This window comes from Planctomycetaceae bacterium, assembly GCA_041398825.1.
In the GTDB taxonomy this organism is placed as follows: domain Bacteria; phylum Planctomycetota; class Planctomycetia; order Planctomycetales; family Planctomycetaceae; genus F1-80-MAGs062.
Genome location: JAWKTX010000015.1, coordinates 21,965 through 47,476, shown reverse-complemented (window position 1 = coordinate 47,476; position 25,512 = coordinate 21,965). Strand labels below are relative to the sequence as shown.

At 54.2% G+C, this 25,512-nt stretch carries 16 protein-coding genes; 9 read left to right on the top strand and 7 right to left on the bottom strand.

Translation table 11 applies throughout. From position 1 onward, the window contains the following. Positions 1–114 precede the first annotated feature (114 nt). Together R3C20_22295 and R3C20_22290 are read left to right on the top strand one after the other, a co-directional pair. Positions 115–1,635, top strand: coding sequence for a glycoside hydrolase family 13 protein (locus R3C20_22295; protein ID MEZ6043236.1), 1,521 nt, complete (start codon positions 115–117; stop codon positions 1,633–1,635). A gap of 174 nt (positions 1,636–1,809) precedes the next feature. After that, positions 1,810–4,788: a response regulator gene (locus R3C20_22290; protein MEZ6043235.1), complete on the top strand. Its 2,979-nt coding sequence runs from the start codon at positions 1,810–1,812 to the stop codon at positions 4,786–4,788. Here R3C20_22290 and R3C20_22285 read toward each other — a convergent pair. Further along, complete coding sequence (locus tag R3C20_22285) at positions 4,785–6,269, bottom strand: excinuclease ABC subunit UvrC (GenBank protein ID MEZ6043234.1); 1,485 nt, start codon at positions 6,267–6,269, stop codon at positions 4,785–4,787. The two genes, R3C20_22290 and R3C20_22285, sit on opposite strands and share 4 nt — an antisense overlap. Positions 6,270–6,680: 411 nt before the next feature. On the opposite strand from R3C20_22285, the gene R3C20_22280 reads away from it, so the two are divergent. Continuing rightward, entirely contained in the window at positions 6,681–7,946 is a 1,266-nt protein-coding gene (locus R3C20_22280) for a hypothetical protein (GenBank protein MEZ6043233.1), read from the top strand. Positions 7,947–8,079: 133 nt separating this feature from the next. Further along, positions 8,080–9,030, top strand: a complete 951-nt coding sequence (locus tag R3C20_22275) for a hypothetical protein (protein MEZ6043232.1) — start codon at positions 8,080–8,082, stop codon at positions 9,028–9,030. Positions 9,031–9,120: 90 nt separating this feature from the next. On the opposite strand, the gene R3C20_22270 is transcribed toward R3C20_22275, so the two are convergent. Both R3C20_22270 and R3C20_22265 read right to left on the bottom strand, forming a co-directional pair. After that, the gene (locus R3C20_22270; protein ID MEZ6043231.1) at positions 9,121–10,968 is read right to left on the bottom strand and encodes an alpha/beta hydrolase; all 1,848 of its coding nucleotides are present in this window, start codon (positions 10,966–10,968) and stop codon (positions 9,121–9,123) included. Positions 10,969–10,984: 16 nt separating this feature from the next. Beyond that, positions 10,985–11,971, bottom strand: coding sequence for a tRNA threonylcarbamoyladenosine dehydratase (locus tag R3C20_22265; protein ID MEZ6043230.1), 987 nt, complete (start codon positions 11,969–11,971; stop codon positions 10,985–10,987). 519 nt (positions 11,972–12,490) lie between these two features. Here R3C20_22265 and R3C20_22260 point away from each other — a divergent pair. Then, on the top strand, positions 12,491–14,317 hold the full coding sequence (locus tag R3C20_22260) for a GTPase domain-containing protein (protein MEZ6043229.1): 1,827 nt from the start codon (positions 12,491–12,493) through the stop codon (positions 14,315–14,317). Between the two features lie 213 nt (positions 14,318–14,530). Here the strand turns inward: R3C20_22260 and R3C20_22255 are convergent, their stop codons facing one another. Beyond that, positions 14,531–16,165: a hypothetical protein gene (locus R3C20_22255; protein MEZ6043228.1), complete on the bottom strand. Its 1,635-nt coding sequence runs from the start codon at positions 16,163–16,165 to the stop codon at positions 14,531–14,533. After that, complete coding sequence (locus tag R3C20_22250) at positions 16,162–17,406, bottom strand: hypothetical protein (protein ID MEZ6043227.1); 1,245 nt, start codon at positions 17,404–17,406, stop codon at positions 16,162–16,164. Before R3C20_22250 ends, R3C20_22255 begins: the two co-directional genes overlap by 4 nt. A gap of 325 nt (positions 17,407–17,731) precedes the next feature. Here R3C20_22250 and R3C20_22245 point away from each other — a divergent pair, with 325 nt between their 5' ends. Beyond that, on the top strand, positions 17,732–18,820 hold the full coding sequence (locus tag R3C20_22245; GenBank protein MEZ6043226.1) for a hypothetical protein: 1,089 nt from the start codon (positions 17,732–17,734) through the stop codon (positions 18,818–18,820). A 155-nt stretch (positions 18,821–18,975) separates the two neighbouring features. Here the strand turns inward: R3C20_22245 and R3C20_22240 are convergent, their stop codons facing one another. Together R3C20_22240 and R3C20_22235 are read right to left on the bottom strand one after the other, a co-directional pair. Next, the gene (locus R3C20_22240) at positions 18,976–19,551 is read right to left on the bottom strand and encodes a hypothetical protein (protein MEZ6043225.1); all 576 of its coding nucleotides are present in this window, start codon (positions 19,549–19,551) and stop codon (positions 18,976–18,978) included. A 172-nt stretch (positions 19,552–19,723) separates the two neighbouring features. Next, the gene (locus R3C20_22235) at positions 19,724–21,169 is read right to left on the bottom strand and encodes an amidohydrolase (protein ID MEZ6043224.1); all 1,446 of its coding nucleotides are present in this window, start codon (positions 21,167–21,169) and stop codon (positions 19,724–19,726) included. A gap of 433 nt (positions 21,170–21,602) precedes the next feature. On the opposite strand from R3C20_22235, the gene R3C20_22230 reads away from it, so the two are divergent. The 3 genes from R3C20_22230 to R3C20_22220 are packed head-to-tail and all read left to right on the top strand — an operon-like array spanning position 21,603 to position 25,476. Next, positions 21,603–24,779, top strand: coding sequence for a PSD1 and planctomycete cytochrome C domain-containing protein (locus R3C20_22230; GenBank protein ID MEZ6043223.1), 3,177 nt, complete (start codon positions 21,603–21,605; stop codon positions 24,777–24,779). Positions 24,780–24,806: 27 nt separating this feature from the next. Further along, positions 24,807–25,163, top strand: a complete 357-nt coding sequence (locus tag R3C20_22225) for a hypothetical protein (protein MEZ6043222.1) — start codon at positions 24,807–24,809, stop codon at positions 25,161–25,163. Continuing rightward, on the top strand, positions 25,114–25,476 hold the full coding sequence (locus tag R3C20_22220; protein ID MEZ6043221.1) for a hypothetical protein: 363 nt from the start codon (positions 25,114–25,116) through the stop codon (positions 25,474–25,476). The genes R3C20_22225 and R3C20_22220 overlap by 50 nt, the downstream gene beginning before the upstream one ends. Positions 25,477–25,512: the final 36 nt, after the last annotated feature.

Below are 25,512 nucleotides of genomic sequence, written 5' to 3'. Positions count from 1 at the left end.
GCTGCGAGGTGAAATCATCCTGAGAAACAGGGCGGTCCGCTTCCACAGCCTCGCCGGGTTGCTGTTTGCGGGCGGTCTTTGAATTCATTTTGAGTACCAGTGGAACGTTGGATTATGGATACCCCAGACTGGGTTCGTGACGCAATCTTTTATCAGGTATTTCCAGATCGCTTTGCGCGTGCCGGCCGGTTTAACAAGGAGGTTAAGTTTGAAGAGTGGGAAAGCGCGCCTACTGTTGCCGGATTCAAGGGCGGGGATCTCTACGGGCTGGCTGATCGGCTGCCATATCTGGAAGATCTGGGAATCACGGCCATCTATCTGAATCCTGTCTTCAGCTCTGCATCCAATCACCGTTATCACACGTACGATTATTTTCAGGTTGATCCTCTTCTGGGCGGTAATCATGCGCTGGAGAATCTTCTGCAGGAAGCGCATCAGCGAGGGATGAAGATTGTTCTGGATGGCGTCTTCAACCATTCAGGTCGAGGTCTTTGGCAGTTTCATCATGTGATGGAAACCGGAGGTGCATCACCATATCGAGACTGGTTCCTGTTTGATCCGGAACGACTGAACGGCAACCGTCCATTTTTGCCCTACCCGGATGACGCTACTGCTCGCGCGTTAAAGGACGGAGCAGGAAGTTTTGATGCAGTCGGCTATTCCGCATGGTGGAATTTACCGGCACTGCCAAAGTTCAACATTAAGTGTCCGGCGGTCCGGGAGTTTCTGCTCAGCGTTGGTGAACACTGGGTGCGTTTCGGAATCGATGGATGGCGACTGGATGTCCCCAATGAAATTGATGACGACGATTTCTGGCGTGAATTTCGGCATCGTGTTCGGCAAATAAATCCCCGAACATACATCGTGGGTGAAGTTTGGGGTGAGGCCAAACGCTGGTTAAAGGGCGACATGTGGGACGCGGTGATGAATTACCAGGTCACTGCTGCATGTCTTGGCTTCTTCGGTCGGGAGACACTGGAAACGGAGGAAGTTCGCAAGCTCTACAGTTTCAAACATGTGGGCCCTGTCTCTGCCCAGGAATTTGATGCGGAAATTCGTCGCGTCAGCGAGCTGTATTCAGACGAAATTAACCAGTGTCAGCTGAACTTGCTCGACAGCCATGACATGCCCCGATTTCTCACTTGTGTAGGTGATGACGTGTCTGCACTTAAGCTGGCGTGGCTGATGCTATGCACTCTTCCCGGAGCGCCGTGCGTCTATTATGGCGACGAAATTGGTTTGCAAGGCGGCCATGATCCGGATTGTCGTCGAGCGTTTCCGTGGGATTCTTCCCACTGGAATCACGACCTCCTGAATTGGTATCGGCAGTGTATCGCCCTTCGAAAACGGCACCCCGCACTGCGGCACGGCGAACGACGGACGTTGCTGGCGAGTGACGAAATACTGGCCTATGCACATCAAGCCGTTGGTGACTGTGTGGTTGTCGTTTTTAATTGCAGTGACCAGCCACAAAGGGTCCGGATTCAGGACCATGAACTCGTGTGCCACGCCGAACACTGGATTCAGTGGCTGAGTAATTGCGAAGTGGATCGCGATGCGGAAGGCGACAGTTTGCACGTCTCAGTGCCCGCAAGATCGGCCTGCGTACTGTCGGTTGGCAGTGCGATTGCTTAGCAATCGGCATCTTACAGACCGTTTTTTCGCAGGAACAAGGAAAGAGGTAGGGAAGTCCCTAATACTTCTGCGGTTATGTACATCAGTCGGTTCCCTGCAGGTGATGTCTGGTTATTCTACCTTTGCATTCCGTTCGAATTCCCATGCGCATCAGGAGGAGAAAGGGTGGCTTCAATGACAGGGATCTGGGAACTCGCCAATTTGATTTCCGGATCGTTGGCGTTTGTCATCAGCGCTTGCATCTCCGGGCAAACTGAACCACTCACTGATACAGATTTAACTTCTCCACAGGACCTGGTCCCCGCGCTGGTGGAGAATGCCATTGGCTCGGCTTCGTCTGCAAATCCGTCTGCAGAATCTGAGGCTGAGAACCAGTTGTTGAATTCAGATTCTGAAACGCTGGACACCAATGGCGTAGCGACATCTGTATCTCGAATTCACAGTGCGATTCGACAGTCGCAGAAGAGCCTGAAAGCAGACATTCGTGCTCGCCTGATTGTCGCTCATCCGGATTGGAATCGATTTCGGGTTCAGCAGGGCGATGTGGGTATCTGGTGTGATGGATCGGCCCCTGGTGTCCGTCAGTTGTTGCGAGGTGCAAGAATAGGTGACGAGCTTCGGATTATTGGTCGGGTGACGGATCCACAGCCATACGTTCTTCAGTTTGTCGCTGATGAGGTGAGCATTGAAGCACGTGGAAATGTTGACGACATCAAAACTGTGGCTGCGTTTGTGGGCAGCGAAGCTTCCCGGTGGGGATTTGTTACCTATTCCGGCGTCGTCTCGGCTGTCTACAGCAATTCCGGCGCGACCCGAATTCTGGCAACGTCGAGTGACGAGATCATTAGTATTCTTGTCTTCCGGGATGCAGTGATTCCGGAATTGCATCAGATGCTTGGCCGGGAAATCACTGTCAAAGCGTTCTTTGAAGGGCAACCCAAAACATCGAGTGCCGAAATGGGGCATTTCCGGCTCCTGGTGATGGATCCGTCGCAGATTCAGAAGGGGCGGATTGTTCAAACACCGCAGGTGCACGTCATTAAGCGGTGCCCCATTGATTTCAAGGGCCCTGACTACATCATCGCCGACGGCGCAAAACTACGGTTCCCGCTGGCCCGACAGTTTACTGAAATGCATCAGGCAGAACTGCATGTGACCGACTGGAATGCAGAGCTTCGCACCGGGACTGTTGCCATGTGTTTCGGGTCGAGCAATGTGCGCGTTTCATCGGCCACGGAACTGAGTGCTGTCGAGATCCTCAAAGGCAACTCGATGTATCGACGGGGCAGGCTGCGTGCAACAATTCAGGAGGTCTCATCAGATGGGAATATATTAATCGCTCAGGCCCTATCCGGGAGCCGGCTTTTTGAAGCAAGGTTTCAGGGTGAAGCTGCTCGTCAATCGAAATTGATCTCACCGGGAACCATCGCGCATTTAACCGGAACCGTTGACGTTCTGGATGAGGACTCTGAAGTCCCTTTTGTGCTGCATGTGACGAATCCGGCTGATATTGACGTTGAACACGTTCCATTGACGTTGTCCCGCACTGCCGTTCGATGGATCTGCATATTCATTGGAGCCGTGATGCTGCACTTCTTCATCTGGCGGCGCAGTCTGAAACGGCAGGTCCTTCTGAAGACCAACGAATTGCAGTCACTGAATGCGCTTTTTGTTGCGGCAACCCGATCTGTGCGGGATGCCATCATTATTTTTGATGAAGAACGAAAGGTACTGATTTCTGATTCCAAAGTTCCTTCACTTCTTGGCGTTGATATCCCTACTGGAATTGGGGATGAAGAAGTCCTGCTGCAACTTCTGTCGAGTCGTCTGGAGAACGTCGCCGAGTTCAAACGACTATGGCGTGATGCGTTCAGCAATGACGAAAGTAGTATCACCTGTGAAATGAAGCTCGCTCATTCACGAAGGTGGCTGGCGATCCGAACAAACGCGGTACTATCAGAAACGGGAGATCATCTGGGCAGGATCTGGGCATTCGATGACATTACAAATCGCAAACAGCTCGAAACCGAACAGCTGCAGACACAAAAAATCAATGCCATCGGGCGTTTGGCCGGTGGCGTTGCACACGACTTCAACAACCTGCTGCATGTGATTCGTGCAAGCCTGGAACACTTGCAGCTTGCAGACAACGGGCGAGTGGGCCAGACCAGAAACTCTCTGCAAACCGTGTCTGATGCTGTTGACAGGGCGGTTGAATTAACCGGGAAGTTGTTGACTTTTAGTCGTCGGACTCCGGTGCAGACGCAAGTCATGCAGGTCAGGGAAGTAATCGACCAGGTCAGCCGTTTCATGCTGGCCACGTTGGGAGGAAATATTGAATTTGGTACCTGTGTTGAAGACGACTGTGCTGCAATTGAAGCAGATCCCGGCCAGATTGTTCAGGTTTTGATGAACCTGTGCCTGAATTCACGAGACGCGATATCAGATTCACGAGGGTTCATTCGTATTCGGGCGGCCAATGCAACACACGGAGAGATTGGGCAAGCTGTAGCAATCGTCGTTGAAGACAATGGGTCCGGCGTTCCCGAAGAGTCGCTGAGCCGTGTTTTCGATCCATTTTATACGACCAAAGATGTTGGCCGTGGAACCGGACTTGGGCTTTCGATGGTTTACGGTGTCGTCGATCAGCTCGGAGGAAGAATCTATCTCGATTCGTCACCAGGTGCCGGTACGCGGGTGACCATTTATCTGCCAACGACGGTAAAAAATCGTCTTCGATCGTTCCCTGCCACGGCACCCCCGGCCGTGAAAGCAGAAAACGGGACAAAGCGAATTCTGGTCGTCGATGACGAACCACTCGTCCGCGATTCCATGAGGATGCTGCTGAACAGGCTGGGACACACCGCTGAGTGTGCTGCAGGTGGTGAGGTCGCATTGCAAATGCTTCAGCAATCCGCGTATGACATTGTGCTGCTGGACCTGACAATGCCGGGAATGTCGGGGCACGAAACACTCCGCAGAATCCGGGAGTGTTGGCCCAGTTTGGCGGTTGTCATCTGTAGTGGCTTTTCCACAGACCTGCAGCAAATCAGCGACGATCCGTTGCTTGGGGTGACTGGCTACCTGGCAAAGCCCTACCAACTGGCAGACATCCGCAGCGTTCTCCGTGAACTCGACTCGCAGACCATCTAACGATTTCGCTTACGCTTTGTTTGTTTGTCCAGCGAGGTCTTATGACGCAGCATGTGATGGTAGTGCTGCGCAAATCGGTGAGCTTCATCGCGAACATACTGGAGTAGTCGAAGGGCATAGGAATGTCGGCTCAGCCGAAGCGGTTCCGACTGGCCCGGGATGTAGACTTCTTCTTCGCGTTTGGCCAGTGAGATGGTGGTTGGCGGTGTGATGCCAATCGCCTCAAACGTCTCCATCACAGCGTTCAGCTGTCCCTTTCCACCGTCGATCAACAGAAGATCAGGAAAGGACTCGCCTTCCTGACTGAGTCTTCGAAATCGCCGCGTGATGACTTCGCGCATGGAGGCGAAGTCATCGACGCCTTCGACAGTCCTGATCTGGTATCTCTTGTATCCATGCTTGAATGGCAGACCATCAATAAACTGAACCAGACTGGCAACAGTATCACTACCCTGCAAGTGTGCGATGTCAACGCCTTCAATTCGGCGAGGAACTTCAGATAGTTTCAGGACCTTCCGGAGGCCGGCCAGCCCTTTTTGCGGATCGATGTAAAACACTTCCGGCTGGGCGTGTTCTTCAAGATTGCCACGCAGATTCAGGCTTTGCAGGGCCGCAATTTCGTCGCGAATCCTCGCAGCTTTTTCGAACTTGAGTTCCCGGGATGCTTCCATCATTTCCGCCTGCATTTCTTTCAGCAGACGGGATTTTCCGCCGTCCAGAAACAGCCGCAGGCGTCGAATGTCGTCGCGATATTCTTCTTTGGAGATTCGCAGGTTGCAGGGTGCTGTGCACTGGTTGATGCTGGCGAGCAGGCAGGGGCGAAACCACCGCCAGCGTTCATCGTTTTCATTGATATCAAGCGAGCATGTCCGAAATCGAAAGATTCGCTGCAGAACGGCAATGGTGCCTCGAAGTTTCCCCGCGCTGGTGAATGGGCCATAGAGTTTGACGCCGGAGGAACCCGGCTGACGCGTAAACTCGATGCGTGGGAAGTCTTCGCGCGTGGTAATCTGCAGGTACGGAAATGTCTTGTCGTCTTTCAGCAATGCGTTGAATCGCGGCTGAATATCTTTGATGAGACGGGCCTCCATCAGCAGCGCGTCGACTTCGCTTTCAGCGTCGAGATAATCGATGTCAGCAATTTCTGTAACCAGTTCAGCGGTCCTGCGATCGATTGCGGCGGCTCGCGTGAAGTAACTGCCTGCGCGACTGCGAAGATTGACTGCTTTCCCGACATAGATGACTCTCCCTTCCGAGTCTTTCATCAGATATACGCCAGCGGTTGTCGGAAATGATCGCACTTTTTCGCGTGGAGCCAGCTGGCCGGCCTCCTGTTCGGTGTTGACGTCGATGCTTTCCAGAAACGCGTCCAGTTCTGCCGCGGCACCATCCAGCTCAGGATCGGCAGCGAACTCGGAATCCGGCTCCCAGTCGTTGGCTGATTCGGGACCGAGTCGATCTGATTCAGATGAAAAGGACATCCCTGTGTTCCGTCGCCAGCTGGCTGCAAGTTGTGATGAAATTGGTCGAAGGATTTTCAAATCCATTGCGTCTTCAGGCATGCTCTGATGCCACGAAAAGACTGGCCTGCCGGATCAGAAGAATCGTGCGTTGTCATCCGGATCATAGTTGGGAAACCGTCTGAGAACAGCCGTTTGTTCGTTTGGCCTGCACACTCCTGCTAATCGTTCATCTTCGCTCAGACTGCTGGATTTTCCCCAGGGGATTATCCGGCCTCAACTGGCTCGAACTGGTTGACAGAGGCGTGTCCTTTGTTGTTTGACTCAATTTGGCGTGTAGGCTTAAGGGAGGCAGTTGTTCGGCGAATTCTTGAATGTTCTCGACGATTGTTCGAAGAAAATCACGCCATTTTGAGTTCAGGCCCGATTCCTATGAAACCTCGATACTACCCCTGGTTCACGATGGCAGCAGCATCCCTACTGACGCTGGCCCCCCTGAGTCTGCTGTACTTTCTGTCCCCGGAACGCACGCAGCATTACGCACGAAATCGTGAGATGGATCGGGTTTTGTCGGATGACAGCGCGGCAGATCGTGCAAATCAGAATACCAGTCTTCCATCCGCGGACTCCGAACCAGTACGTTCTGTTAAGAATACGTTCGGTGGCCCAGTGGCCGGACCGCGGCAGTCTTCAACATCGCTCGCGATGGAATCGACTTTCGAAGCGACCGGGCATTCCGAAGAACCAGTTGCAGAGGCTCACGGGACTCAGGTTGCGATGCTTCGCGACTCATCCGTGTCGGATGTCGGCGGAGCGTTCGTTCACAGTTTCCGGGAACCGGCCACCAGTGCATCCTCAGATCTTTCGATAGCGGGAATGTCCAACGCAGACCTTCTTGCTGAAGTCATACCCGTCACAAAATTGCCTGCCGGTGAATCACGACCTGAAAACAATGAAACTCAGAAGGGCCGGTCTGAGACGACAACTCAGGATTTGCCTGTGCTGGCTGACTTGCTGCCGGATTCCTCTGATGCGACCACCTACTACGATTCCACCGGGCACATCGCTTTAATGGATCAGCAAACCGTGGAGAACAAGCCTGTTGATGAGATCGTTCGAAACCTGACCGGAAAAAGCTCTGAAATCGATCGTTCAGTGGATTCTGAGCAGAAGGACGTTCAGAACGGCGTCACCTCTGATAGCAGACCCCGCAGTTCTTCGCGCCGGAAGTCGCGTTCGGAGAAAGAAGCGGAAGAAGATGATGCGAATGCCGTAGCTCGGGCTGAGGCGGCGGCACGCGAAGGCATGCTGCAAAAGCGACAGGAAGACGCGTCCGAAACGGAGGATCCTCTTTTGGAGGAAGTTGTCCTGCAGTCACCTGTTGAAAAACGTCGTGTCAATCGAATTGAGAATGTCCTGGCGGTGACAAAGGCAAAGGGATGGCCAGTGGCACTTGTGCGGTCGGACCTGCCAGGGGATGACTGGTGGGTGCAGCAGATGATCGGTATCCATGGTACAGCTTTCTCATCCCGAGTGAACTTTGGCAATGAAGAGTCGATACCAGGAAGTGCCTACCGACTGGTCTTTGTTTTTCTGGATTCTCCTGACGAAGTACGGCGGTTCCGCATCGCGAAGCAATTCAGTGAGCTGCCTGAAGGAATCCGTCACTCACGAGAATTCTTTTTTGTACGCCAATAGTAACCCGAGGCGATGGCCTGACGACTGCCCGTTGCATTGAAAAAGAACACAACACGGCTCAGACACCTTGTGAACAACCAGCAGTGAATCGGTTCTTCCTTTTTCGCCTACCCGTGTCAACAAGTTCTGCAAAATGTCCCCTTACAAAACACATCGCCGGTCGGTTTTCAACCATCGCCCTACGTCTTTCAAAGGCGGGGGATTCATGGAAGCGGATGGCATTGCTGACCCGTTTCTGGATGACGCTGGTCCGGGGTCAAATGTCGCTGGCGAAAAAACGCCAGCGTTTAACGTTGAGATTGCGGAGCCTGATCCGGAACCCGAGCCAACATATCGACAATGGCTTCGTGAGAATGTGCTGCGGTCTCGTTCGCTTGTCGTATTTACGGCGTTCTATGTCCATTGGCTGATTGTCATCATCCTTGCCGTTCTGATCATCCATTCGCCCGAAACATGGAGCGCTGTGACACTAACCGCTACGGTAAGTGACCTGCCGGAATTTCAAGACAGCGACCCGGTCCTGATCGAAACATCGATCGATCATACGATGCTCGAGGATGCTTCAGAAGCAAAAAAGGATGAGTCACTCGCGTCGGCAAACGCTCTGGCAATGCTTCCTTTGGAGCAATCGTTAAACGATCTGCAAATTTCGGAGTCGCTCCTGAGGGACCTCTCCGAACGAAAACCAAAAGCCAGTGCCAGCAGAAAAAGTAAAGCGTCCGACAAAGCTGAGAACGCTTCACACCCGGTCAGTACTCCTTCTGCGGCAGTGGTGGTGGGTAGTTTTGCAGTCTGGACAGAACCCGAAAACCCCAGGCCCGGGCAGGCCTATCGCATCATTATTCAGGTTCGTCTGCCGAAGGGGACTCAGGAGTATGATCTGTCAGATCTGGAGGGCGTTGTGATCGGGAGCGATGGATATCGTAAGCCGGTGCCAGGATCTCACTCCGGCAAACTTCCCATCAGTGAAGACTGTGTCCGATTTACTGTGCCGGTTGTAGCAGCAGATGTGAAAGTTCGTGACACCGTGATCGTGCGTTCGAAAATGCTGAAGGAAATGCAGCAAATTGTCATCGAATTCTAACCTCGCCAGGTCACCTCGCCACTTTGCTTTCACGGCCATGGAGAAAACTGGAAGCTGAGAAAACTGGAAGCTGAGGTCGGGGCGGGAAAGCTATGGAATCCTGCCTGATCGGATTCTGACCTGCGACGGACTTCCCAGGTCATCCGGATTGCGAATCGCCTGGATTCTCTCTTCGGTAAGATTGGTGGCCACGCCGTTTGGCAGTACTTTCACATGTTGCTGCAGCAATGCCCGGGCTTCCTCAATCCGACCGTCTTTCAGACGTTCGCGAGCCAACTGGAAGAGTACATCGGCAACAACGCTGTCAGCGAATCCAAGCTTGATATTCGCATTGCCGAGTTCGTACTGTTTGTGCCCATCGAGCGGGCAGAATTTCAGCATCAGCTCTGCGCAGGCGAACCCGCGTTCTCCAATGGGAGTCTCACAACGACTCTCCGGCCAGCAATGCAGTCTCGCAAGCAGGCAGGCGTATCGAGGCCGCAGGATGTCGGGGATCGACTCGAGTTGCTGAATCTTCATCAGCAGGGCTTCGAGTTCCGTTTGGCGAATGACTGGCAGACGCTGTTGCCAGGCTTGATGATAGAATAGTTGCCCACGGTCTTTGCGAAACATGTTTGCACTGTAGGGATTGACGATCAGCTCCCGCCAACAGGCATCAAGGTTGCGAAGGCACGTGGAAAACTCCGAGCATTTCGGATTCCACGGACTGCCTGATTCTGGTTCACCGTGTTCCCCATCACGCGTCGAAGCGGAGGGGACATCGAAATGGTGTACCCGAACAGCATGTGCTTCGGTCGGAGCGAAGTCGGCTTTTGTCCTGAATGAATCTCCCGGGCGCAGGAGTCGACGTTCAACAAGGTAGCGACCGCGTCGATCCGTCAGAACGATTTCCAGTGGAACGATTTGCTTCGACCTGACACTCAATTCGTTCACCTGATCGTGAGGCCACAGGGCCGTGATCCCGTATCCGGATGTGGAAGAGTCGAACACTGTTTGAATCGTGATGGGGTAAGTCTGGACGCGATGGTCGAAAGCCTCCCGCAGGAATCCGGTGATCTGATCGGCGTATTCGAGGTCATGTGTTTCCAGCGAATGTGGCGCGTGACCCGTTTCCGGAATCAACCAGACGCGGACCGGGCCGACGGCATTCTCGGCCACATCCATTGAAGCGCTGGGGGTTAATAACCAGTCTTCGATACCGTGCATCAGGAAGACAGGGCACCTGAGTCGTGAGATGTTGCGTTGGGGATCGACTGCCGGAAGGATCAGGTTTTCCATGGACGACAAAGCAAGTTGCTGTATCTTCGGCAGGTGCTGCCTGTTGGGTAACCATGTCTTCAATTGTTGAGCCGGACTGAAGACATCCTCCAGAATGACTACCCCGGGCTGCTTATCCGCTGCAACCGTGAGTGCAGATAGTGTCCCCAGTGAAACACCAAAGATTCCGATTTGTTCGGCTGGTCTGCTTTTGGCCGTTTGCAGAAAATCAAATGCGGCGCTGGTGTCTTCCAGCAGCGTGGTGACCGAAGCGATGCCTTCGCTGCTGCCAAAACCGGAATAGTCAAACAGCAGCACATCGAAGCCGCCGTCCTGCAGGATGCGGGCATACGGCAGCATGAGTGAAATATTGCCGGTGTTTCCCATGCAGAACAGAATCGTTTGCTTCGATTCTTCCGCAGTGAAATACCAGCCTCGCAACTTTGTACCGAATGAGTTCTTGAAGGTAACGGTTTCGGCTTTCAACCCCTGTTCTTCCGGAGTCGTAAAATCAGCTCCCCAGGGAAACAGACAGCGTTCGCTGACGGGATCTCCGCATGATCTTTTGCGGGGCTCCCATTCACCGCCATTGGTCAAAGGCGGGAGCATCGCAAACAGGCAGCCGAGCAGGCAGGCAGAAGTCGAGAAACGAAACCGGTGAGACATCCTGTTTGGCGGCATACCAGCGACCTCCGTTTCATTCGTTTTGAGTTGAGGCGAGATGATCCTGAGAGAGCTGTCTGACAACCCATGATGATGCCGCCATCGCAAATGCGGCCGTCATAAAAGTTGCGGTTCCGTAAATGGTGCGTCGCTTTTCGCAGGCATGTGGCGAATCTGCCTTGTGCGGACAAATGCATTGAAAGCCATTTTCAGCGTCCCAGCCCGGAGTCTCGGGTTCTCGGACATCTTCTTCGGAGAATACGACCGGGATTCCCGTTTCACCGTCCGAACACAACCCGCGCTTGCCCAGTTCCTTTCGCAGGATTCGGGCGAGTGGATCAACTTTGGTGCGACTGAGGTCGTCGATACGAATTCGCGTTGGATCCAGACGCGCTCCGGCACCCGTGATACTGATTACGGGGATATTGCGCTTGAGACAGGTTTCCAGCAACAGCACTTTCGATGTGACATTATCGATGGCATCGACGACGAAGTCGGGTTGAGGTGACAGCAATGCATCCGAAGTGGTGGCATCGTAGAACGACTGAGCCGGATCAATCCAGGCATCGGGGTTGATCGCTTGCACGCGTTCAGCCATCAGCTGGGCTTTCGATTGGCCAACGGTCCCGGGAAACGCCTGCAACTGGCGGTTGACATTAGTCAAGCAGACATCATCGAAATCGACCAGTGTCATTCTGCCAACCGCAGATCGAGCCAGCGCTTCTGCGACGTAGCTTCCAACGCCTCCAAGCCCGAACACTGTCACATGAGCAGCCATCAGACGGTGAACGCCGGCATCGCCAACCAGCCTGACTAAGCGATCCCACCGACGAGGAATTTTCTCCGGAGCCGGGGGAAGGTCTTTGCGCTGAGGGCGTTTTGCAACATCAATGGTCGCTTCCCAGGCTTTGATTTTGGTTTGACGGGGCAATTGTGCAGCAAGTTCCGGCGAGGCACTCCCGGAGCAGCAGGAAGCATCGGTGCAATTTGAACTTGTCGTCGAAACAGAATCAGCTGCCATGGAGAAATCAACGCTTCAGGAACCGCCGGGAATGAACGAAACACGCTGCCGGAATATAGCACATGGCAGCAGCGGATGCAGGGATGGTATTCAATGTGAGGACCACGTTGTAAGAACGATGATCAACGGATTCGTCCGTTTCGTCGAAAGCCTTGTGTCGTGGTTCACGTTCCGGGACAGGGAAAAGAATGGCGACTGTAAACAGGCGCCGGGTCCGGGAAATAGCCTGGTCTCGTTGCTTTCGTTACACTGCACGAGCGACGGACAATTCCAACAGAGGTGACCCGGGCCGGTATTTCTGGATTCACAAGTGTTTCCGGATTCAGATGTTTCGCAACGGTTTTTCAAAGTGCTGGACCGGCAGCCAGGGTCAGACAGGGCTTTCACGGACCTCGAATTCCCGGGTGAAGGGAGTCAGGCCGGATTGGTCATGCCGGGAAATGGGGAATTGCCTGAGCTATCGCGTTGCTGTCACTTGAAGAAACACTGCCATCGCGCGGTCCAGAGGCTTTTCAATTTATGAACTCCCATTCGGAACTTGAGCAGATTGCGGTTCTGGCAGAAGTTGACGATCTGACTCAGCGAACGCAGCAGTGGATTTCGGATTGCCCGGACTGGCCACCGGCTCGCAAGGCCCGGAATCTGGTGGGGCGAGTTCTCAACCGTGTGGAATCGCTGCGCATTCGTTTGCAATCGCCGTTGGTGGTCGCAACATTCGGCGGCACGGGAACGGGCAAGAGTAGTCTGGTCAATGCGCTCGTCGGCGAAGAGGTGACGACCGCCGGTCGGCAGCGTCCGACAACGACAATTCCGATTCTGCTGGTGCATCCTTCAATCGATGCCAGCGCACTGGGGTTGGATTTGTCTCGATTCCATTTAAAGACCGTAGATTCGCCGGTGCTGAAAGAACTGGTGCTGATCGACTGTCCCGACCCGGATACCAGCGAAACCGCGGGTACAGGAACGAATCTGGCTCTTTTGAGATCCATCGTTCCCCACTGTGATGTGCTGATCTATGTTTCGACTCAGCAGAAATATCGAAGCGCACGTGTTGTTGATGAGCTTGCCGACGTCGCAACCGGATGTCGTCTGGTCTTTGTACAAACCCACGCGGACGTGGATTCTGATATCCGTGATGACTGGAAGAATGTGCTTTCCGGGCAATGGCAGGTTCCCGACATGTTTTTTGTTGATTCACGACTTGCTTTGCAGGAACAAAAGCAGGGGCATCAGCCAGGTGGAGATTTTGGACGGTTGGTTGAATTGCTCACCCATCAGCTGGGCGCTTCCCGGCGAGTGGCGATACGAAGGGCTAACGTCGCTGATCTGCTGGAAGAGGCTTTGAACATTGCACAAGCAGACTATCGCAACGCCCTGCCAGCGGTCGAGAAACTTCAGATTGCCCTCGATGAACAGCGGACGCGACTTCGTGACACCCTGAACAAACAACTGACGGACGAACTACTGCTGAACCGTCATCTCTGGGAGCGACGTCTTCTCTCGGCCGTGACCGACATGTGGGGCTTTAGTCCGTTTTCTACGGTCCTTCGTCTCTACAACGGTCTGGGAGCATTTATCGCATCCTTCAGTTTCTTTCGCGCTCGCACATCCGCTCAAATGGCGTTGATCGGGGCGATGCAGGGCGCACGCTGGCTGAAGTCAAGAGCTCAGGAACAGGAGGCCGATCTGAATCTTGATCGACTTTCCACTTTTGGAATCAGTGATCAGGAACTGCATGAATCCCGAGTTGTCGTATCCGGATACGTTCGAGCAGCCGGATTGCCCCAAACCGCCGCGGTTGAAAGTCGCCATGATTTAGCCGTGTTACGAACTCAGGCCGCAACGCTTGAAAGCGAATTTCTGCTGGACGCGCGACGCGGAATCGATTTACTGATTGAGGAACTGGCAGCCAGTCATTGCGGATGGTTGACGAGAGCCCGCTACGAAACTTTGTTTCTGTTGTATGTGGTCTTTCTGATTGCTCGCATTGGACACAATTTCTTCTGGTCTTCCTTTCTGAAACCATTGGTCTCTGACGCCGGGCATTCAGAACCGCTGCTGACCATCGACTTCTACGTTCCTGCCATGATCTTCCTGCTGTTGTGGTCCGGTGTGCTGGTTCTGAGTTTTACGTGGAGACTACGGCGCGGATTGACCGCACGTATCCGGCAGCTGGCCCAGTCGATGGCCGACGTGCGACTCGTGAACGGATTGTTTCCAGGCCTCGAATCTGAAGTTCATCGGGTGAAGCAGGATCAGCAGCAACTGGCAAAGCTGGCCGAACAAACGTCCTCGTTTCGCCGCCGCCTTGCCGATAGCGCCTCCTTCCTCGGCGGCCGCGGTTAATACGTAACACACCTCTCAAAGAACGGTACCCGATGCGTCAGCGGGGGATCGCCAGTCCTTGCACGCCTCTGAAGATGTTCTTTGCTCTTGTTTGGGGTTGCTGTTCGTGTGGTTTTCAGCAGTGGTCCAGTCAAGACCGTCTGAAAAATTTGGCAAGTGAGTGTGTTGTCGCAGCGGAATGCTGCTGACACTTTCGACTGCGTTGGTGGGTGACTATCGACCTTTTGATGTGGTGACGCTGGAGACGCGAGCGTTGGCGATAGTCTCGGTGCGTGTTCGTTGAAACTGCACAATCACGCCGGCGGACCCCTGCCCGTCGTAGATCCACAGTTCGCGGATGGAGCGAGAGGAAATGAGGCGTGAAATTCGTACGGGCTGACCGAGTGTGCCAATCACTTGTTCTGCGGTCATCCCCTTGACGACGCGACCTTCCCGCATGGCCAATTGAACATCGTCGCGCGGAAGTGATTCAATTTGCGCCGATGTCATCCACTGATCCTTGAGTCGTTCCCAGCCCAGTGTCTTCAGGCGTTCGGCAATACCTTCGGCATCTTTTACCGATTGTGCATTTGCGATTTCCCAGGACTGTTTCAGCAGATCGATGCCTTTGTGGGTGTGTTCGATGCGCGTCCATCGACGCCCAACAAACAGATACTCATCCGCTGTCCGCAGCAATCCGGATAGCCCCGTGTTTTGAAAACGCTTTTCCTGCGAAGCCAGCCACTCGTCAACGGCGGCAGGAACATCCTCGCCACGATGATGTGTCATCAGCAGGTCTGCCAGTTGTTCCAGTTCTGCTCGGCTTAGAGATTTAACGTTCTTCAGTCGCGTTTCCAGTTCACGTCTTTCCATGGACTCGGCAACGGTCACCTCTTCGGGGATCCGTTCCCGAATCTGCGTCGCAATTTGAATACCATTGGAACCATCCGGTTTCAGCTGCGTCTGCAATGCCTGCAGGACGACCATGCGGTAGAAACGTCGGCAGACATACAAACGATCATTTTCTCCACTGGCATCGAATGCCGCGACAGGATCGGCGCGAAAGAGTTCTTCCGTTCTGTCAGTCCCCGTTGCCGAACGCTGGTCCCAGCCTGTCGTTTCTTCTTCGATATGTCTGATCACTGTATTCAGATCAGCCCTCTGAGATTTCCACTCTGCGACAACGGTCTGAAACTTCAGCGATTCAATGAGTCGATTGCTCAGCTTTCTTTGTTTCGCAAACTCGGTCAGTTGCCTGAGCCTTTCAGGGTCGTCCCGGAATTCTCTGCGCTGAATCTGACAGCCTGTTTCACGGAGTGCGATCAGTTCGTTATTCAGGGCTGCATCGGAAAAAAAGTCTGCGATCGGCTGAAATTCGTCCGCCAGATCGTAAATCGCTTTCGCGTCATCTGGCGGCAGTTCTTTCTGCCGTTCGCGAATAATTTCGGTGTCGGTACCCAGGACAGACAAGCGATTCACATCAAAGACGATTCGGCCGGGACGACTGATGAGTCTGCCGGACACTTCTATCCTCTGGGCGTCTCGCATTCTTTCCGGCAGTGGATTGTTTCGAGGTGGTTCGAAACTGAACGGAATCCTGCTCAGGCGGAAACTGGTTCCCGCCCGGCCCTCAAATCGTCCCGTGATGGTCAGACGTTTTCCGTTTGCCATCCAGTCGTCCCACTGATCCTTCTGGCCATTCAGCGTCCCCGCATCAAGCACTTGTGCCATGGCTGGGTGGGCAACAGCAACGGTTAGAATACAGGAAGCCAGAACTGCGGCGAATCTAAAGAGACTCAGGTGCAGGCGTTTGTGATTTTCTGTGGCGAATGCCGGCGAGACCACTGCAACAAGCGATGCTGGTTTCACAGTTGCTTCTCCCGTTCTGTTCGCTGTTGAATTCGAAGGAGGTCGATTTCTTCGAGTTCAAACAGTCCCGCGTTCTCGATGAATGATCTCTGTCCTTCAATTCGCTGAAGCAGTGCAGAATTGTTGTCGACAGAAAGCCCCAGTTTCTCCAGATGCAGAGCAGTCGTGATTAATGAACAGTCGCGTCCATCGAGCTCAATGATCCAGTCTTCTCCGGAAGCTTCCGGTGGGCGACAAGACAGTATCTTTGCCGCAAAAACGATGGAAATGTTGGACAACTTTTGAGCCGCCAATACCAGCAATGCGGATTCGGATTCAATTCGAATCCCGTCGCCGTTGACTGCAATTGGCAGGATGAGTCTCACACGATCTGAACGATCCCCCATGATCTTCAAAGGGCAGTCAAAAATCTGGAAGGTGCCGGTCAGGAGTGCCACACTGGCTTCGACGTCGTCTGTTTGCACACGTCCCGCGGCCGAATAGACCCGTTCCAGTTCGCTGATCAGATCCAGCGACGAAAGACGCTGGACGGCTTCGGTTTGATTCTTCAGATTGACGACCGTCGCTGCGTCGGCATCGCGTCGGTCCAGGATTCGAACCGCCTGAGAGGCCGTGTCGAGCAGGCCGGGCAGATCGTCGAACCGCCCTTTTTCAAGTGCCACTTCGATTTCGTCGGTGGCAGCCCGCCAATTCTGTCGCGCTGATTCCAGCTTTTGCTGATGAATGAGCCATCCACCAGTGCCAGCAATTGCGAGCAGGGCTCCCAGCATGATCAATCGGAAAGGGGTGAATGTTCGCTTAGCTGTCCTCTTCAGGTCGATTTGCGGCAGGTTGAGCCGCGGCTTCGAGTCGGCGGCAGGTTCCGTCGGGACAGAGCGGCCGGTCTGCGAATCTGTCTCAGCACCGTGAGGTTGATCGTTTGCCGGCGATTCTGCCGTTCGAGCAGGCAATTCGCCGGCGGCAGGTAACAGTTCCCTTGCCGCTGCGGCCAGACGCTCGGAGACCTCCTGACCAACCGCTTCGCTTTTGACGCTTCTGGTTGCTGGATACACGTTCGCTGGCAACACGAATCGAGCTTCGCCGCATTGGCCGCACGTCGACTGCTGCGCTGAGGATTGGCGGATCCCCGTAATTCGGTGTCCACAATGGCAACGCAGTTCGAACGGAGTCGGAATATCTGCGGCTGCTGTTCCCAGCAGTCTGGACTTCACACGCTGAATTTTGTCGAGGAACGAAGCCATTGATATGCGGCGGACAGAGCCCGCAATGGTAAAACGAAGGATCGACGGGAAGGCGAATTCTGATAAGACGGGTGGCAAAACAAAAGTAACGAGTCGTCACGTACGTCTGATGAAAGGAAATGCCCGAAATCGCCGATCCTGTCTGGTATTCTGGCGAAAACAAAGGTGGGTTGAGAGATTTCCTCGAAAAAACGTAGACTGTGTTGCATAGGTGGTCTGGGAGATTTGCCTGATCTCAGGTTAAATGCTCAGCAAATACAGCGATCAATCATAGCGTGCACGCTGATGCGATCGGTCGGTGGACTCTGAATCAAAGGCGGAAGCCGTGCGTTTTCGATCAAAAGGACAGCCCCGGGGAATTCTGCATTCGCGCGATCAGCGACGGCTGACCCTGGCGATTTTCGGAATTGGTTTACTGGCCATTCTGATCAGCGCTGGGGCGAGACCTGGTTTCTGGGCATTCTTTACAGGGAAGCAGCCATCCGCAACGCAGGAGGATGTAGCCGGAAACGCGAGCATTGGTTCCCGCACGCTGGCTCAGGATGAAATCTTCATCAGCAGCAATCAGTACAGTCAGGCACTGGATGCCAACGAAGCCGCTCGGCATCAGGAGTTAAGCGGCCTTCCCGCAGCAGAATCGGTTTCAAGAGACAATCTGCCCCGGATTCCCGAAGCCCTGCTCGAACCGATCCAGGATGATGTGATTGGGATTCGAAAAGAAGAAGCCGAATCTTACTTCGCGTCGTTGCGGCTGGCCGCAGACTTAAAAGGTAAGTCCATCCAGAATGTGCCGGAAGGCTACTATGCCGTCTTCATGACATCTCCCGACGAATGTCGCGGACGTCCCTGGACCTTAAAGGGGCAGTTAAGGCGACTGGATCGGCTTCAAAATGATGCAAACTCCTTTGGCTTGAAAACGCTCTACGATGCCTGGGTATCTCTGCCGGATTCCGGTAATCGTGTTGTTCACGTTGTGGCGGTTGCTGCGGACAACGATCTGCCTTTGGCAGTACAATCCGCGAAAGAGCCTCCGCTGGTCGAATTTACGGCGTACTTCTACAAACGCGAAGGCTACTTTCGCAAAGGTTCATCCGGTGAAGGTGATGTAGGCCTGACCCCCCTTCTGTTAACCGGACGACTGCGCAAATTCGTTGCACCAGTCTCAACGTCGAACGGAGCCGACGAACTCACCCCGTGGCTCAGCTGGCTCGCCTTGATTGTCAGCTGTGGAGTGGCACTGGTGATCTGGCAGTTCAAAGTGAGCGACTCATTGTTTCGCAGAACACGAACCCATCAGTTGACGACCTTGCCGGTTCGCGTCAGTTTTGAAGGCGTGAATTCGGTGACCGTGGACGAGATGTTGCGGGATATGCAGGCCAATGCAGATTCAACGCCACAGCTGCCTGCGATTTAGGAAGCCCGAATCAACCAGACGTCGGCAATGAAGCATTGCGTTCCGGAAGGCTGTACGCTGTCCGTTGAAGAACCAGTGGAGAACCAGGACAGGCACGCAGGACGACTGGAAACCATCGTGTTTTCAGGTCTCCAGCTCGAGCCGGTCCCGTTTTATCAGGCTGTTAAGCGCAGAAAAAACGCTGAGGCAACCCCCAGAGCAATGATCGCGATGAACACGAACAGCACAAACAACAGAACGCGGGATGTTCGGTATTGAATATGGGGTGTTTGCTGAATGACCTCCCTGTACTGTTGCGAGAAAACCATCCTTCCTTTGGCACTCAGGACCAGATACAGAATGTAACCGTTGATAAGCGTGCCGATTGGAAACGAAAGTAAGCCGATTCCGGACAAAATTGCAGTTGGGATGCGTGCCCATGGACGCAGTCTTTGAAGACCGTATGCGAGGAATCCGAATGCGACAAAAATACACAGGCCAAACGCAGTGATTGCCAAATCTGACGATATCAGCCGGCTCATCGCAATGCCTGTCAGGATGCCCACAGCAGCAAAAGGGATTCCCAGGAGTGCCCCAATGCCGTAGAGGAGTCCGATGGATTTCACCGAAGCCTCGTGCGACAGGTGCTCAAGTCGCAGTCGCTCCGCATCAGTCGAACCTTCTGTTGCGACCGACAGAACCTGCGGCGCTGCGTAGGGATTGTCAAAGGGATTCGATTCCAAATCGTTCATCGGAAATAATTTCTGCCGTATCGTTGCGCCTGAAAGAAACTCTTGCCGGGGCCGTTCTGAAACGAGTGCGGAACAGGAAACTGGTCCGAGCCGCGGAACTGTCGGGTATCCGGGCATTGTCTGACGTCAGCGGAACTCTGTGGAGTCTTGAGAACTGAGGCACTTCCGGTGCTTAGTTGCGATAGTTGAGCGGTGGTTTCATTCCTTCCGGAATCAGCGGCTCATAAGTGGTCCCGTTTGTTCGTTGCTTCCATTCGTCTTTCGCAGACTGCAGCAGATTTGGGGTTCGCATAAGCTCTACGGTAGATGCCGCGAGCGTCCGCGCTGCCAGGTGCAAACCCTTCTCTCCAATGGTTGTCCCGCCGCAGGCGACGGCCTGCCAGGAATGTCCCGGGGTACCGGGTATCCAGCAGGCAGTTGTGAATCCGGATGTCGGTACGATCCAGCTGACGTCACCAACATCGGTCGATCCTTTGCCAACAGTACCGCTGACGTTGCTGACGTTCCGGATGGATTCCAAAGGTTCCGGTTGCGGGATTTGTTCACGCATGCGAACTGCGAACTGCATTTCTTCGTCCGTATATTCCAGGTCGTTCAGTTTCTGCAGATTGCGTTCCATCAGGGTCGAGAGTGTCTGATTGGGCAGGATCTCCCGGATACCACCTTCATACTTGATGGTCAGTTCGGTTTCTGTTCCCAGCGCGCCTGCTTTCGCGCATTTTTCCAGCCGTTCATACAGCGGCCGCAGTACGCGAGCCTCCGGATGGCGGACGTAGTAATAGACTTCTGCGAAAGCTGGCACAACATTGGGGGCTTCGCCACCGGACGTGATGACGTGATGAATGCGGGTTCCTTCCGGCGTATGTTCTCGCATCAGCTCCGCAGCATGGTTCGTTAAAGCAACCGCGTCGAGCGCGGAGCGTCCCTGTTCCGGGGAACCCGCAGCGTGAGCCGAGCGACCTTTGAATTGAAACTTCACGGCGATGCGTGCCAGGCTGCTTCGATCCCCGGCGGAATTCCTGCTGGAAGGATGCCAGTGGAAAACGGCGTCGCAATCGCCAAACAATCCGTCACGCACCATGAAGACCTTTGCGCTGCCACCTTCTTCGGCAGGGCATCCGTAAAACCGAACTGTTCCTTTCAAGTGTCCATTTCGGATCTGATCTGCCACAGCCATGGCTGCGGATGCCGAAGCCACTCCGAAAAGGTGGTGTCCACAACCGTGCCCGTAGTTGTTTCCGTCCTGTCGCGGTTCCGGATCCGTGGACGCAGTCTGGCTGAGCCCGGGCAGCGCGTCGTATTCTCCCAGAATTCCGATGACGGGACTTCCTTCGCCAAATTCAGCCGTGAATGCCGTCGGGATTTCGGCCACGCCGCGTTGCATTCGGAAACCGGCCTCCTGCAGCGCGTCGGCAATGCGCTTTGATGACTCCACTTCCTGATAACCTGGTTCAGCTGCTTTCCAGATTTGTTGTGCGATCTTCCAGGATTCGTCACGTCGCTGATTCACAGCGTCGATCGCCATTTTCTGAATACGTTCCGTCTGCGCCATGTCAGTTTCGTCGGCAGACCCAGGACACGCGGAAAGCAGAATTGCCAGTCCGGTTAACAGCCTCATCAAATCAACTCCTCTTGCCCAGCAAAACGAACAAACGCCTGTTTGCTCACACGGCCCGGTCGAGTGTAGCGGAACCGTACGGCAGGCAACACACAATGACACTGTATTCCAGCAGTACCGCTTCGCTGCCCCGGGGCTCGACATTGCCGGATTGGTTTGAGAAAATCACCGGTGACTGAGGATGATGACATGCACGGCTGATGAAATCGGGCTCTGAGTGGTCGCAGCCCTTTTGAACAGGAAGCCCGATGCATCAGTGAGGGATCGACGCTCCGGAGCGTCGGCCAGCGTATTCCCTGCTGACGTATCGGATGACCTGCATCGTTGTTTTTCAACCAACTGTCAGGTTTGCACACTTTCAGGTTCGCTATCCAATCCGATTCTGAGTGTTACTTCCTGGCATTACCCACGATGTGAAATGAACGGTTCAGCAATGAAGTATCTGTCCTTCTGCATGACACTGGTGACTCTGTTGAGCCCGGGGCCAGCGGATTCGACGCTTGCGGTTGCCCAAGGCCCCATCACTGACGAAGTTGCCAAAGTCCGTTATTCTCGCGACATCAAACCGATTCTCGCGGCGAATTGTTTTTCGTGCCATGGGGCAGATGAGGAGCACCGCGAGGCTGACCTGCGATTAGATACGTTTGAAAACGCCACTGCACGACGCGATTCTGGTACCGCAATTGTTCCGGGAGCAGCCGAAAAGAGCGAAGTGATGGCTCGCATTCTGAGCCACGATGACGACCTGAGGATGCCGCCGGCTGACAGTGGCAAGAAGATTTCAGCGGAAGAGGTTGAAATACTGCGCCGGTGGATTCAGCAGGGGGCGGCTTACGAGAAGCACTGGGCATTTCAGACACCAGAACGACCAATCCCTCCAACGGTTGAATCATCTGACGGCGCCCCCGTGGTTCATCCTGTCGACGCATTTATTCAATCGCGTTTGGAATCTGAAGGATTGGTGCCCTCGCCGATGGCAGACGCCCGCCAGGCGTTTCGCCGGCTCAGCCTGGATTTGATCGGCCTGCCACCAACGCTCGAAGAACTTGCAGAATTCGACGCGTTGGAAGAACAATCCGGCCGAGCCGCTGCATGGAATCACCAAATCGATCGTTTGCTGGCGTCTCCGCACTATGGCGAGAAATGGGGACGTCACTGGCTGGATGCGGCCCGCTACGCCGATTCGGATGGTTTCGAAAAAGACAAGCCCCGGTTTGTCTGGTTCTATCGCGACTGGGTCGTGAAATCGCTGAACGACGACTTGCCGTACGATCAGTTCCTGATCCAGCAACTGGCAGGGGATTTGTTACCCAATCGCACTCAGGATCAGCTTGTGGCAACAGGCTTCCTCCGCAATTCAATGATTAACGAAGAAGGTGGCGTGGATCCCGAGCAGTTTCGAATGGAAGCCATGTTCGACCGGATGGATGCGATCGGCAAAGCGATGCTCGGTCTGACCATTCAGTGCTCGCAGTGCCATAACCACAAGTACGATCCGCTGTCTCAGCGTGAGTACTACCAGTTGTTTGCATTTCTGAATAATTGTGACGAGGCGCAGGCGACCGTCTACACGCAGACGCAGCTGAACGAACGCAATCGAATTCTTGCCGAGATCCGGCAACTGGAGGACCAGGCGCGGGCGATGATTCCTGGCGTTGATCAGCGTCTTGCCGACTGGTCGTCCGGGCTCGCGAAACCTCTTCCGACATGGGACATCATTCGACCGGAACTTGACAGCAGTGGAGGCCAGAAACACTACCTGCTGGATGACGGAAGTATTCTGGCTCAGGGCTATGCGCCAACACGACACACAACGGAATTTACAGGGCAGACCAGTTTCCGAAAGCTCACCGGTTTCCGGATCGAACTGCTGAATGATGGAAATCTGCCGCACGGCGGGCCGGGACGTTCCGTCGATGGGTTATCCGCGTTAACCGAATTCAATGTTCAGGTTCAGCCGTTACGGGCCGATGGTAATCCGGATCCTGCTGCGAAGGCTGTGAAAGTTAAATTTCTCCGAGCAACGGCAGACGTCAATCCTCCCGAACGTCTACTGGATACCATTTACGATGATAAATCGAATAAGAAGCGAGTGACCGGGCCAATTGAATACGCAATTGATGGAGACAATCTGACGGCATGGGGGCAGGATATTGGCGGCGGGCGAAGCAACGTGCCACGCAATGCCGTGTTTGTGCCGGAACGACCACTCGAAAGTGAGCACGGGTTTCGAGTGACATTCAGGCTGGTTCAGATGCATGGCGGCTGGAACAGCGACGACAACCAGAACAACAATCTGGGACGCTTTCGACTCTCGGTGGCCGACCACGAGGATCCTCAGGCCGACTTAATACCGGCCACGGTTCGCGAGATCGCGAAACAATCCATTGATCAATGGACTCGACAGCAACACCGAGATGTCTTCAGCACGTGGCGTCTGCAGCAAGCGGAACTGCAGGACCTGAATTCCTCCATCGAATCACTTTGGCAGAAGCACCCGCAGGGAACAACACAGCTCGTGCTTCAGCAGAAAGCGAAACCCCGGGACACATATCTGCTCACTCGTGGCGACTTTCTGAAACCAGCCGATCAGGTTTTTCCCGGCGTGCCGAAATGGCTGAATGACCAGCCAGTCGATGGTTCCAGTCGGTTGACTTTTGCGCGATGGATCGCGAATCGTGATTCGCCAACGACAGCGCGTGCCATCGTTAATCGAATCTGGCAGGAGTACTTTGGCACGGGCATTGTCCAAACCACGGAAGATCTGGGCACTCAGGGGGAATTCCCGGTGCACCCGGAATTGCTCGACTGGCTGGCCGTTGAACTCATGGATCACGGCTGGAGCCTGAAGCACATTCATCGTCTGATTGTGAGTTCCTCAACCTACCAGCAGTCCTCGCGCGTCAGTCCGGAACTCTATGCTCGTGATCCGGACAATCGTCTGCTGGCTCGCGGACCGCGGGTTCGCGTTTCCGGAGAGATTGTTCGCGATATCGCTTTGAGCGCAAGTGGCCTGTTGAATCGACGCATCGGAGGACCGGGAGTCTATCCTCCGGCGCCGGATTTTCTGTTTCAGCCGCCCGCCAGCTACGGTCCAAAGACCTGGAACCTGGAAACCGGTGAAGATCGATACCGTCGGGCGATTTACACGTTCCGTTTTCGATCTGTTCCTTACCCGGTCCTGGAAAACTTCGACACGCCGCGAGGCGATACGGCCTGTGTCCGCAGAAATCGCTCAAATACGCCTCTGCAGGCCTTAACAACGCTGAACGAAGAACTGTTTGTCGATTGCGCCCGGTCTCTGGCGTTGAATGCTGTCCTGGATTGCGCCAATCGACAGATGCAGCACACCGCGGACAGTTCTGAATTCACCCGGGTTGTTCATACTATGATGCAGCGGTGCCTTGCCAGAAACCCGTCAGACGCCGAATCATCTGCCCTGCGTTCTTTCTGGAATCTTCAGATTCAAAATTCGAATCGAAGAGCAATGAGAAGCCTGGCAACTGGCCGCCATCGATCCCGCAAGCCCTCCCGTATTGCCGGAAGAAATGACTCCCCAGAAGCTGGCCGCATGGACCGCGGTTGCCAGAGTGATCCTGAACCTGGATGAAACCATTACTAAAGACTGACCCGTGAAATGCCGCCCATCGTACCTCACTCGTTCCTGTTTGAATTTCTTCCGGCAATTCCGCGAATCGACACCCTGGTAAAGAAGAGCGGTGTCGTCGAATTGCCGGAGTCTTCCAGCGTCTTTGTTCCTTCACAACTCAACAGCAACCACGAAACGGGTCCGGCACCGTTTCAGTTACGGATGGCCTGGAATCCGGATGGGCTTGCTGTGAATGTCTTCGTTTCCGGCAAGAAGCTCGCGGTTGAAGGACGGAGTGCAGACCTGAAGAATTCAGACTATGTCAGTATTTGTATTGATACCCGGCATACGGCGGATGTCCACCGCAACTGGTTACTGCACCGCGTTGGCAGTCGTTCCTGTTGATTCAAAATCGCAGGGACAACCCAGAATCATCCGTCTCGAAATCGCGCAACAAAGGGACAGCCGACATCAGTTGAATCCTGAGAATTGTCGGGCCGAAACCGTTGTGACCACAGATGGCTACCAACTGCGAGTCTGGTTGCCCTCAACTGAACTCCCCGGGTTTAACGAAGTTGCTGAAATTGGACGGATAGGATTCTACCTGGTTGTTCACGACAGCGAACTTGGCGAACTACCGTTGAGCGTGGGTGATGATTTCCCTGTTTCATTCGATCCATCGACCTGGATGCCTGTCACGCTGGTTGCGGAAGGTTAGGTTCGCAGCCTGTTGAAGAACTGGACTGGCTCGAGC